This window comes from Acetobacter sacchari, from assembly GCF_017377715.1.
Taxonomy (GTDB): Bacteria; Pseudomonadota; Alphaproteobacteria; order Acetobacterales; family Acetobacteraceae; genus Acetobacter; species Acetobacter sacchari.
Genome location: NZ_JAFVMF010000042.1, coordinates 1 through 12227, shown reverse-complemented (window position 1 = coordinate 12227; position 12227 = coordinate 1). Strand labels below are relative to the sequence as shown.

Annotated in this window: 10 protein-coding genes and 1 tRNA gene; 9 read left to right on the top strand and 2 right to left on the bottom strand. The window is 62.1% G+C overall.

From position 1 onward, the window contains the following. Positions 1-457 precede the first annotated feature (457 nt). Both J2D73_RS19810 and sthA read left to right on the top strand, forming a co-directional pair. Positions 458-2338, top strand: coding sequence for an ABC transporter ATP-binding protein (locus tag J2D73_RS19810; protein ID WP_207884117.1), 1881 nt, complete (start codon positions 458-460; stop codon positions 2336-2338). An 86-nt stretch (positions 2339-2424) separates the two neighbouring features. After that, on the top strand, positions 2425-3900 hold the full coding sequence (gene sthA, locus J2D73_RS19805; RefSeq protein ID WP_207884115.1) for a Si-specific NAD(P)(+) transhydrogenase: 1476 nt from the start codon (positions 2425-2427) through the stop codon (positions 3898-3900). A gap of 130 nt (positions 3901-4030) precedes the next feature. On the opposite strand, the gene J2D73_RS19800 is transcribed toward sthA, so the two are convergent. Both J2D73_RS19800 and J2D73_RS19795 read right to left on the bottom strand, forming a co-directional pair. Beyond that, complete coding sequence (locus tag J2D73_RS19800; RefSeq protein WP_207884114.1) at positions 4031-4528, bottom strand: hypothetical protein; 498 nt, start codon at positions 4526-4528, stop codon at positions 4031-4033. 56 nt (positions 4529-4584) lie between these two features. Continuing rightward, positions 4585-7236 carry a M1 family metallopeptidase gene (locus tag J2D73_RS19795; RefSeq protein ID WP_207884112.1) on the bottom strand — a complete coding sequence of 884 codons (2652 nt, stop codon included), beginning with the start codon at positions 7234-7236 and terminating at the stop codon, positions 4585-4587. Between the two features lie 152 nt (positions 7237-7388). Between J2D73_RS19795 and J2D73_RS19790 the strand changes: the two genes are divergently transcribed. The 7 genes from J2D73_RS19790 (at position 7389) to J2D73_RS19760 (ending at position 12217) form a co-directional block, all read left to right on the top strand. Next, a tRNA-Leu gene (locus J2D73_RS19790) sits at positions 7389-7475 on the top strand. A gap of 28 nt (positions 7476-7503) precedes the next feature. Continuing rightward, positions 7504-8163, top strand: coding sequence for a ribonuclease D (locus J2D73_RS19785; RefSeq protein ID WP_026396730.1), 660 nt, complete (start codon positions 7504-7506; stop codon positions 8161-8163). A gap of 66 nt (positions 8164-8229) precedes the next feature. Then, positions 8230-9285, top strand: a complete 1056-nt coding sequence (locus tag J2D73_RS19780; protein WP_207884111.1) for a KpsF/GutQ family sugar-phosphate isomerase — start codon at positions 8230-8232, stop codon at positions 9283-9285. Further along, a complete protein-coding gene (gene lptC / locus J2D73_RS19775; RefSeq protein ID WP_207884110.1) occupies positions 9282-10028 on the top strand; it encodes an LPS export ABC transporter periplasmic protein LptC in 747 nt (248 codons plus the stop codon). Before J2D73_RS19780 ends, lptC begins: the two co-directional genes overlap by 4 nt. Further along, positions 10029-11159, top strand: a complete 1131-nt coding sequence (locus J2D73_RS19770) for an LptA/OstA family protein (RefSeq protein ID WP_207884109.1) — start codon at positions 10029-10031, stop codon at positions 11157-11159. After that, a complete protein-coding gene (gene lptB / locus J2D73_RS19765; RefSeq protein WP_243430123.1) occupies positions 11159-11959 on the top strand; it encodes an LPS export ABC transporter ATP-binding protein in 801 nt (266 codons plus the stop codon). Before J2D73_RS19770 ends, lptB begins: the two co-directional genes overlap by 1 nt. 9 nt (positions 11960-11968) lie before the next feature. After that, a complete protein-coding gene (locus J2D73_RS19760) occupies positions 11969-12217 on the top strand; it encodes a hypothetical protein (RefSeq protein ID WP_207884108.1) in 249 nt (82 codons plus the stop codon). Positions 12218-12227 lie beyond the last annotated feature (10 nt).

Sequence of the window (12227 nt, the reverse complement as noted above, 5' to 3'; positions counted from 1 at the left end):
AGCCTTGAGCCTTGAGCCTTGAGCCTTGAGCCTTGAGCCTTGAGCCTTGAGCCTTCTTATCCAGAATTTCTCAAATACAAATCCAAAATTCATACCATACACTTAATTTTTTACTCAAAATCCACAACAAACACGTCAACATGAAAATATATCTCTGAAAAAATATAAATTAAAACAATTAATTAAACATGAAGCAATCAACCGAAAGTTTGATTTTATCAGTCAGCCGTTCACAACTTACGTGCGTCCGCGTCGCATCCGCTACAGTAATCATACGCACCGAAACTCGACAACGCGCTTGGCTGGACACTGCGCGACTGGCTAGAGTGGGCTCCGCATGAACTCATCACCTCAATCGCCCACCGCCTCGGCAATCGACGAGACTGCGGAGCAGAATGGCCTCCCCTCCCACCACGCACATGTCGCCCCAGCAGAGGCCTCGTCGGAGAGCGCCGCAATGTGCGGAGCGCACCCCGCAGGCGTCCACTCGACGCACGGCGATGCATCCGAAGACGAAGCCGATGGCGCGTCTTTAGCGGCGGCGTCCGAACGCAGCCCGTTCGTCGCAGCCCTGAGCTTCGCGATCCGCCAGTGGACGCGCTGGCCGCGATACCTGACGACCACGCTGTCCGGCATGGCCGTCGCCACGCTGTCTGATGTGGCCACACCGCTCGTCGCAGGTCGGCTCGTGGAGGACGTGGCGCACCCGCCTCCAGCGGCCGGAGATACGGTGGCAAACGCGGCCGCTCTGGCGGCTCGCGGCGACGCGATGTGGATGCTGGGCGCGCTCGGCCTGCTCGGTCTGGTCAGCGTGTCTGGCAGGCGTGCGTCCTTTCTGGGCATCACTCACCTGTCGATCAACATCATGCGCGACGTCGCGCAGGAGAGCTTTGCCCGCCTGCAGAAATTCTCCACGGACTGGCACGCCAACACGTTCGCCGGGTCCACGGTCCGTAAGCTGACGCGCGGAATGTGGGCTTTGGATACGCTGAACGACAATCTGCTGCTGATGCTGCTGCCGGAGATGCTAGTGTTGACCGGCACGACGCTGGTGCTCGGCTGGCGTTGGCCGTTGATGGGCGCGCTTCTGGCTGGAATGTCGATAGCTTTCGTCGCGCTCTCCTGCGCCCTGACGCTACGCTATGTCGCCCCGCACGCACGGAAGGCGAACCGCTGGGACAGCCGAGTGGGCGCCGCGTTGGCCGACGCGATTACCTGTAACCCGCTGGTCAAGGCGTTTGGCGCCGAAGCACGGGAAGAGCGGCGCCTTGGACGAACGCTGGCCATATGGCGCCTGCGCACCGCCCGTTCGTGGGTTCGCGGCACGAATAGCGGCAACGCGCAGAATCTGGCCGTCACCGCCATGCGGCTGACGCTCGCCTCCGCGGCGGTGTGGCTCTGGTGGAAAGGCGCAGCCGGGCCCGGCGACGTGGCCTATGTCCTGACCATGATCTTTCTTGTGCAGGGTTATCTGCGCGATATCGGGCAACAGGTTTCCGTCGTTCAGCGCTCAGTGAATGAAATGGAAGAACTGGTTGCGATCTGGGATCAGCCGCCCGCCGTCAGGGACAGGCAGGGAGCCGGGCGCATCGCCATCTCGCGGGGCGAGATCCGGTTCGACCATGTTCTCTTCCGGTATCAGGGTCTGGACAGACCTCTGTTCAAAGACCTCGACGTCACGATCCCGGCGGGTGGCCGCGTCGGGCTGGTCGGCCCTTCGGGGTCCGGAAAATCCAGCTTCACCAAACTGCTGCAAAGGCTTTACGATATCGACGGCGGACGCATTCTGATCGACGGCGTGGATATCGCCTCCGTTCAACAATCGTCGTTGCGTTCGCAAATCGCGATTGTGCAGCAGGAGCCGATCCTGTTTCACCGCTCTCTGGCTGAAAACATTGCCTACGCCCGCCCTGGCGCAACTCAGTCGGAGATCGAGCGCGCCGCAGAGCTGGCGAACGCGTCGGGCTTCATCTCGCGCCTGCCGCAAGGATACGACACTCTGGTCGGTGAGCGCGGCGTAAAGCTGTCGGGCGGCGAGCGCCAGCGCGTGGCCATCGCGCGGGCGTTCCTCGCCGACGCGCGAATTCTCATCCTTGATGAAGCCACCGCCAGTCTTGATTCGGAGTCCGAGGCTCTGGTGCAGGACGCGATCGAGCGGCTGATGCTGGACCGAACGGTGATCGTGATCGCCCATCGTCTGGCGACAGTCGTCGGTCTCGATCGGATTTTGGTGTTCGAACATGGAGAAATCCGTGAAGACGGCTCCCATGAAGCGTTGATCCGGCGCGAGGGAGGGCTCTACCGGCGTCTCTATGAGTTACAGTCGCTGGATGGATAGCGCCGTCAACTGTTCCTGAGCGGGTGGAACTGCCTTTGAGCGGGCGCGTCTGTGCTTGGACGCGAAGACTGAACCGGAGGAAGTGGGTGACGAAACATTATGATTATGACCTGATCGTCATCGGCAGCGGGCCGTCCGGCCGTCGCGCCGCCGTTCAGGCGTCGAAGTTCGGCCGCTCCGTCCTTGTTGTGGATCGCCGGGGCAAGGTCGGCGGCGTGTCCGTCCACACCGGCACCATTCCGTCGAAGACACTCCGCGAGACCGTGCTCAACCTGACAGGCTGGCGGGAGCGCGGGATTTACGGAATGAACTACCGCGTCAAACAGAACATCGACGCGCAAGACCTCAACATGCGGCTTGGCAAGACGCTCGACGACGAAGTCGAGGTGCTCGAACACCAGTTTCTAAGAAATGGGGTCTCCGTCGAATACGGATCAGCAAGATTCGTCGACGCGCATACGATCGAAATCGAAAATCCGGCAGGCGGCTCACGCCGCGCACGCGGAAAAGCGATTGTCGTCGCCGTTGGCTCCGCTCCCCATCGCCCGCACAACATTCCCTTCGACGGGACACGTGTGATCGACAGCGACGGCATGGTCAATCTTGATCGCATTCCCCGCTCTCTCACCGTGGTCGGGGCCGGCGTCATCGGCATCGAATACGCCACGATCTTCAGCGCGCTTGATGTCCGCGTCACGATCATCGACCAGCGCGAGCATATTCTGGACTTTATCGATCGGGAGATCGTCGACGACTTCATCCACCAACTTCGCGACCAGAGCGTCAATTTTCGCCTCGGCGGTGCGCTGGAATCCATCGTGATCGAAGCCGGGCAACCCGTCGCCATTCTGGAAGACGGTCGACGAGTCCGCTCGGACCTCCTGCTCTACACCGGCGGACGTCAGGGTGCGACGGGTGATCTCAACCTCGCAGCCGCAGGACTGGAAGCCGACGAGCGAGGGCGGCTGGAGGTCGATCCGATAACTTTTCAAACCAAAACGCCTAATATTTACGCCACGGGGGACGTCATCGGGTTTCCGGCGCTCGCCTCGACGTCCATGGAGCAGGGCCGGATCGCCGCCTGTCACGCGTGCGAGCAACCGGTGCCGCCTGCGCCTAAATTTTTCCCTTACGGGATTTACTCCGTGCCCGAGATATCAATCGTCGGCATCACGGAGGAGGAAGCGCGAAAGAAGAAAATCCCCTACGAGGCCGGCGTCGCGCGTTTCCGGGAGACGTCGCGCGGCCAGATTATGGCCGAAACCCAAGGGTTTCTTAAAATCATCGTATGCCTGGAGACGCACAAGCTTCTGGGCGTGCACATCGTCGGCGAAGCGGCGACCGAGTTGATCCATATCGGTCAGGCCGTGCTCAACTTCGGCGGCAGCTTTGAGTATTTCATCGAAGCCACCTTCAATTATCCGACGTTCGCGGAAGCTTACAAAAGTGCGGCGCTGGACGTGTGGAACCGCATCACGCCTCGTCACGCAGGAAAAGGTGAACCTCCCGTAATCTCACCGGAATCATCTGCGCCGCAACGCATGAAAACCAAACCACACTGAAGAACTACGGCGCGGCGATTTCCCGATCCCGCGTACTCCGCGCAAGCGCGAGCGATGTCCTTCGCGCATTTCGCAACATGTCCTGCATGGGCGGTAACGCCATGCGGCCAGAAATAGCTCTTCCGCCTCGCTATTTCTCCGAATGAAGAGCAGCGACACTGCGGCGCGCCAGCAGCGAGATTGTATCGTTCAGCGACGCTTCGTTATTGAAGTAGCTATGCGGTGATTTGGCTCCTACAGAAAACGCCTGAACCGAACTGAACCCGTCGGCCGTCTTCATCTGCACGGTTTCTTTCGCATCCAGCACATCGCGCGTCGTCGGAGACCCGATTGTGACGTAATCAACCTCTTCGGCGATGGCAACTTTTGTCAGATTGACGGTCAGGACGCGGTCGACAGCCCCACCTTCCTGCGCCGTAAGCCCGGCGGAGACGAGGCGCATTTCCAGTGCGTTCCGTAATTTTCGGGCAAGCTCCTGCGTGAAGTCGGGATCCTCGCTGCTGATATCGATACGCCACGTCCCGTGCAGAGACGCCACCCAGTTCGCTGGCGGCGCATTCGTCGTCTCCGGGGAACACCCCCCCAAAGCTGCTGCGGTCACCACGGCCCCACACACGACGCCACGCATGAACATACCCTGCCGTTTACAGGAAAAGTCATGGAAACGGAAAAGACGGCGTCGCCTCACTTCGCGCCGCCACGCGTCGTCAGCCATTCCGCGACGGCCGCTCTGGTGCGGTCCGCCAACTCCGCCGACGCCGCGATCTGCTCCGCGCCACGGGCCGCGGCGAGCTTGGCTCCTGCTGACTCGCTGCTGGCAGGATCAGCCAGCATTTCATTGGATACCTTGGCGCTCCGCGACGCCGAGGCGACCGAAGGCAGCAACTCGGTCTGCGACCATGGAGTCAGACGCTTGCGGATCGCGGACTGATCGGCCTGCGTCAGATTCCAGACCATATCCGGCGCTTCGCTGTTGCTCGCCAACACGGCGAGAGAACGAACGATCCGTCCATTCGGAATTGCGCCGCTATAGGCCAGATTGAAGGTCTTTTTGATAAGCGCCGGATCCTGCGACCTCGCAAGAGCCGCGAAAAAACGCCGTTTCCGCTCCGTATCCGGCGCCTTGCGGAGCGCATCGGCAAGCACGTCCCATGTGGTGGCGTCGGCGTGGAGCGCTGCGATCTGCGTCACCGGCTCTACAAGGCTGGCGTCGAGTGAGGATGGATCTTTGCGCCACGCGGCAAAACGCTTCTGCGCCTCCGCCGTCACCTCGGGATCGCCGAGCAGACCCAGCATCTCGATAAGCTCCGGCCGAAGCATGGAGTTCAGGAAGCTCTCGCCCGGCTTCGGCGTCCACCCCAAACGCACGAGTTGGGGCGCGAGCAGTGAACGGACGAAGGCGCGAAACGCCGGGCGCTCTGGAGCGCCGCGCTCCAGGTCATCCAGCTGTCGCAGATGCGACAGCGTGTCCTGCCATACAGCGATGCTGGTCTCACCTTCATCGGAAAGCCGCGCGACCAGGTCGAGATAATGCGAGAGCGGCTGCTGAGCCGACTGAAACAGCGCGAACTGGTCGCCGAGCAGATTGACCCGGTCCGTCATATCGAGACGCGCAAAGGCGGTTCGCAGGGCAGCATATCCCGCGTCGTCATAAACCGTGCGGTAATAACCGCCTTCGCCGAGGTTCACCTTCACCGCGCTGTCGCAACCTGCGACACGCACCGTGGCGGGTGAACTCGTCAGCAAGATTTTCTGCGTCGTAACTCCCGGCCCCCCGATGACGACGGGAATGCGCCACTTCAACGCGGCGGCCCGCGGATCGTGAATGGCGAAGCGGCTCTGCGTCAGCTCCAGTTCCGTTTCGCCACCGACGCACCGCCTCGCGACATGCACAAGAGGAACTCCCGGCTGCTCCGTAAATGTTTTGGCGACGGCGCCGACGTTCTGCTTCGATACGCCGGAAAGCGCATTCCACAGATCGGCGCTGGTGGCGTTGCTGTAAGCATGCGCTTTCATGTAACTACGCATGCCGTCGCGGAATATGTCAGGACCGAGCCAGGTCTCGATCATGCGAATGACCTGCTCGCCTTTTTGGTAACTTATGCGGTCGAACGCCTGATCCGCATCCCGGGCGTCCGCAATTACCTGCTGGATCGGATGCGTGGTCGAAAGCGCATCCTGCGCCATCGCGCTTTCACGGCCGGAGTGCTCGCGCGGCCAGACTTCCCAACCGGGATTGAAATGATCGAGCGCCTTCGTTTCCATCCATGTCGCGAAACCTTCGTTCAGCCACACATTGTCCCACCACGCCATGGTGACGAGATCGCCGGACCACTGATGCGCCATCTCGTGCGCGACCACGAGATAGACCAGTTCCTTAGTACTCGGCGCGCTGTGCGCGCGGTCGAAGAGAAGGTCCTCATCGATGAATGTGATGGCGCCCCAGTTCTCCATGGCGCCCGCCTCGTAATTACCCGGGACGGCGATAAGGTCGAGCTTCGGAAGCGGATACGACGTTCCGAAATAATTATTGTAATAAGGAAGAATTTCAGACGCCGCCGAAAGAGCGTAGGCGCCCTGCGCCTCCTCCCCCGTCGGCGCGAACACGTTGATCGGCGTATCGCCGCCTTTTCCATGCAGCGCGGACATCTCACCCGCGAGCAGCGCAAGGAGGTAGGTGGACATGCGCGGCGTGACTGCGAACGTCACGCGTTGCGCGTCGGGGCCTGCCGCTTCCGTCTTTTCGACGGGCATGTTGCTGATCGGTGTCCAGGCTTTCGGCAGAGTGACCGTCAGATGAAACGTCGACTTGAAAACCGGTTCATCCCAGCAGGGAAACATCCGGCGGGCGTCGGCTACTTCGAACTGCGTCACCAGCATGCGCTTCTGCGCGCCGGTCGCATCCTTGTAGTCGTCGTAATAAAGGCCGTTCGGCGTCGCTATGATCGGACCAGAGTAGGACAACGTGAGACGATGCGCGCCCCTCGTAAGCTTGTGCGGAAAACGTAGCGTTACGGTCTGGGCTTTTTCATCGTGACTGATGGAGCCCGCAAGTCCGTCTGCGTTCGCCGCGCCGACGGTCAGCCCCGCCTGATTCATCACCAGCGTGTCGGTCGGCGTCAGCACGTCCAGCGTGACGCGCTCCTCTCCCGAGAGAGTAAGCTTGGCCATGTCGGTGACAAGCGCGATGTCGTAAGCCCGGGGCGTCACGGTTTTCGGCAACTGCCCCGGCGTCGCGGCAAAGGAGAACGGCGCTTCGGCGCGCCCGGATTCGGGCGCGAGCAGGAGCGCCGCTCCGCAAAGCAACGTGGAGGCGAGAAGCCGCATGTGACGCATGTGTCTTTTTTCCGATCGAAGTGATCCACCAATGCAACCACAAATCCGGCTGTTGAAAAAGAAACGTCACAAAGGCTGCGAAAGCCCCCTTGACCGGGGGGCGAGCCCCGTTTAAACGCCCTTTCCACACCCGGTTCGCCGGTTGTCATCTTGCCCAGATGGCGGAATTGGTAGACGCGCAGGTTTCAGGTACCTGTGGCCGCAAGGTCGTGGAAGTTCGAGTCTTCTTCTGGGCACCACTCTTTCTTTCTCAAAGCAAGGCGAGTCATGAACGGTCGGCACACATCCTCCGATGGCGCCATCACCCTTCATCATGACGATCTGCCCGACGGCCTGGATCTCGGCCCCGTTGTCGCAATCGACACGGAGACGATGGGCCTCAATCCCCACCGCGATCGCCTCTGCCTAGTGCAGTTGTCGTCTGGCGACGGCACGGCGCACCTCGTGCAGATCCGTCCCGACGCGCCCGGCGGAAAACCTGCTGACTGCCCCAATCTGAAGCGCCTGCTCGCCGACCCCGACGTGCTCAAACTGATGCATTTTGCGCGCTTCGACGTCGCCGTGCTTCAGCACACGTTCGGCGTGACCGTGGCGCCTGTCGCCTGCACGAAAATTGCCGCGCGTCTGGTGCGCACGTTCACGGATCGCCATGGGCTTGCGGCCCTGTGTCGTGACCTTCTCGGTGTGGATCTGAGCAAGCAGCAACAAAGCTCGGACTGGGGAGCTCCGTCTCTGACGCCGGAGCAACTCGCCTACGCAGCGTCCGACGTCCTGTATCTCCACGCTCTGTGGGGAAAACTGGAGGCTCTTCTGGTGCGCGAAAACAGACGCGAACTGGCGCAGGCCTGCTACGATTTCCTCCCGGCGCGCGCGCGGCTCGACATTCTCGGGTATGAAGAACCGGACATCTTCTCTCACAGAAGCTGATTCCTGCGCGTCCACGCGTGACGGCATGATTGACCGCACGCCCGTGCGGGATGATAGAAGCCGGACATGACGCACCCCGCCCCCTCCGGGTCCCCCCTCCCCGACATCACCGACAAGGCCTTGTGCTCGCCGGACGATTCGCGACGATCGGCGGCGGCAGTCGCGCGCGATGTTATCGAAAAGGAGACGGTCGGGCTCAATGCGCTCGCCGAGGCTATGTTCGACGGCAGCGGGCTGGGTGGACAGTTTTCCAGAGTCGTTGAAGTCATCGCCTCGCTGGAGGGACGGGTCGTCGTCACCGGCATCGGCAAATCCGGTCATATTGGACGCAAGATTCAGGCGACCCTCAGTTCCACCGGCACCCCTGCCCTGTTCGTCCACCCGGTGGAAGCCTCCCACGGCGATCTCGGGATGCTGGCGCGAGGTGATGCGGTGCTGATTCTCTCCAATTCCGGCGAATCGGCCGAACTGGCTGACATGGTGGCGCATAGTCTGCGTTTCGGACTGCCACTGATAGCGGTGACCGCGCGCCCGGAATCAAGCCTTGGCCGCGCCGCAGACCATGTCCTTCAGCTCCCGGCGGTGCCTGAAGCCTGCCCCGTCGGTCTGGCGCCAACCACCAGCAGTCTGATGCAGCTCTCTCTGGGCGACGCACTGGCCATCGCCCTGATGGAACGACGCGGCTTCACGGCGGGCGATTTCGGAGTGTTTCATCCCGGAGGCAGACTCGGCGCGCGCCTGCGCACGGTCAGGGAGTTGATGCGGACAGGAAACGCCCTGCCCTTCGTCACCCCGGAAGCATCGCTGCGTGACGCGATCGTGGAGATGACCCGCAAGGCCCTCGGATGCGTCGGCGTCGTTGGGGAAGACGGTCAGCTCTCCGGAATTATCACCGATGGCGATCTTCGCGGCGCGCTCGATCGTGATCTGAACGCCACGCTTTCCGGTGCAGTGATGAACCGCGCGCCGCTGACAGTGGCGCCGGACATTCTCGCCGCCGAGGCGTTGCGTCTGATGAACGAACGCGACAAGCCAATCACGTCGCTGTTCGTGCTCACGCCGGAGCGTCAGGCCGTCGGCGTCGTGCATGTGCATGACCTGTTGCGGGCGGGCGTCGCATGACGGGCGATAAACCACCCCAGGACGATTCCGCTCGGCTTGAACGTCACGATTTCAACCGTTCGGGTGAAGACGTTCGTCAGCAACGCGCTGCAATGCAGGCTGCCTCCGTCGCCGCGCGCAAGGCGCCGTCGGGCGCCGAAATCGCGCGTCGCCAGGCGATGGTTCGGTGGGCGAAATGGGTGCTGCCTGCGACGGCGCTGCTGCTGCTCAGTTCTATCGCCGTGTGGCCGGAAATTCAGAGACTGATGAACGCCAGCCGCTCGGCGCTGACTGAAGCGACGCGGTTGCGCCTCGAGAGCGGCAATCTGGCCGGAGCGGTCTATCGTAGCGTCGACACGCATGGACGACCCTACATGATAACCGCCGTAACCGCACATCAGGTCGACGACGACCGCATTGATCTTGTTGAACCCACGGCCGATACGATCACGCAAAGCGGCGCATGGCTCTATCTGCAATCCGAGACCGGAGTATATATGCAGAAAGAGCAGACGCTCGCTCTCACCGGGGAGGTAAGGCTGTACCGCGACGACGGATTGATGATGAGAGGACCGACGGCGGACATTGATATGCGTGCCGGCGTCGTCGCCTCCAACACGTGGGTCCGCGTCGAGGGACCGTTTGGCGTCCTCGACGCGAAGTCGTATTGGCTGTCGCAACATGACGGCGTGGCTCAGTTCCGCGGGCCGGGCCGCCTGATACTGAACGACGACCGCAGTCCCAGCCACGGCAAGGCGAGTTGAATGGCGCCCCATAGATTTCCCGACCTCGCGCCACTTTCTGTTGCGAGCGTATTCCGACCGGCAGGCGCTGCGTTTGGCGCCGTCGCCAGCGTCATTACTGGTTTCGTGACCCTGACCGCGCTTGCGCCGCAGGCGCGCGCGCAGGCTATCGACCTCTCGCACGGCGGCCAGATCACGGTCACCGCGCTCGGCGGCTTCGACTGGGACCAGAACGCACAGAAAGTCACGGCCTACGATCAGGCGCAGGCTGTTCGCGGGGACGTCACCGTCACGGCGGACAAGCTGATCGCCTATTACCGCAAGAAAGCCGCCCAGCCCGGCGCGGCGGATGCGAAGGGCACGATCCCCGCGTCAGGCGCTCCCTCGTCGGGATCGGCCGCCTCAACGCCCGGCAGCGCGCCGACCGTGGTCACGCCGCCAACCGCGCCCGTGGCGGCGGCGCCTCCGGGAACGGCGCCGACCGCATCGGGGAATGGTCCGACCGGAGGGATGGATAGCTCCGGGGCGAACGAAATCTACCGCCTCGAAGCCATCGGGCATGTGCACATCTTCACCGCCACCGATCAGGGATGGGGCGACAAGGCCGTCTACGACATCGATCAGGCCGTTCTGGTGATGCACGGCAAGGCCATGAAGATCACCACGCCGCAAGACGTCCTGACGGCGCGCGATTCGATGGAGTACTATTCGCAACCGCGAATCTCCATCGGACGCGGCGACGCCATCGTGACGACCAACGAAGGCAAGCAGGTGCGGGCCGACGTGCTGGTCGGCTACAGCGCCCCTCCCGACAACACTGCGTCTCCAGCCGCGGCGACGCCTGCGCCGAAAGCCGGGGGCGACCCAATCGCCAACGGCTCAGGCAAGCTTGAGAAGGTCAACGCCTTCGGCCATGTCTGGGTCCGCACCCCGACTGAAATCGTCGTTGGCGATCGCGGCGTCTACGTGCCGGACACGGGCATCGCACGCATCGTCGGCAACGTGCATATCACTCGCGGCCAGAACCAGCTTCAGGGCTCGGCGGCGATCATCAACATGCACACCGGAATTGCGACCATGACGGAACGTCCCGGCGCGCGCGTGAACGGACTGGTCGTACCCAACAACAATAACGGCGGCGGCGGCCATTGATGACCACTGAACAGACACAGGCCATCGAGGAGCCGTTTTCCGGCCACCCCTCCCCCCTGAATGCGCGCGGAGACCGCACGCATGGACTTTTCGCGGACGGCATCGGCAAATCGTATAAAAAACGCGAAGTGGTGAAAAACGTCTCCATCGAAGTGCATCGGGGAGAGGCCGTCGGACTGCTCGGCCCGAACGGCGCGGGCAAGACGACCAGCTTCTACATGATCGTCGGACTGGTGCAGCCTGACACTGGTGCCATCACACTCGACGGCGCTGACATCACCCGCCTGCCAATGTATCGCCGCGCACGCCTTGGCATTGGCTACCTGCCGCAGGAAGCCAGCATCTTCCGGGGCCTTAACGTCGAACAGAATATCATGGCGGCTCTAGAGGTCGTGGAGCCGGATCCTGATCGCCGCGACGCGATGCTGGACGGGTTGCTGGCGGAGTTCGGCATCTCGCACCTGCGCCGCTCCCCATCCCTCGCTCTTTCCGGCGGCGAACGACGACGGCTTGAAATTGCGCGCGCATTGGCGAGCCAGCCGCATTACATCCTTCTCGACGAACCGCTGGCGGGCATCGATCCCATCGCGGTAGGCGAAATTCGTGATCTTGTGTCGCACCTGAAAGACCGCGAAATTGGCGTGCTGATCACCGACCACAACGTCCGTGAAACGCTGGAAGTCATCGACAGGGCCTACATCATGCATGGCGGTCAGGTGCTGATGCAGGGCGTGCCGGAAGAGATCGTCGCGAACGAAGACGTGCGCCGCGTGTACCTTGGAGAAAGTTTCTCTCTCTAAACTGACCGCATGGCGCAGGTCCCCGGGCTTCATCTTCGACAAACACACAATCTGGTCATGTCGACGCAATTGCGACTGGCCATCCGTATTCTACACGCGACGAGTCAGGAACTGACCGCGCTCGTAGACGACGAATTGCAGCGCAATCCGTTGCTGTCGCGAGCCTCAGACGACGCCGATCCACCGCCAGAGCGTCCTGCGCCCGACCAGATTTCAGAGCCTGTTTGGAAAATCACGGGTGAGCATTTCTGCGCATGAGATTGGCGCC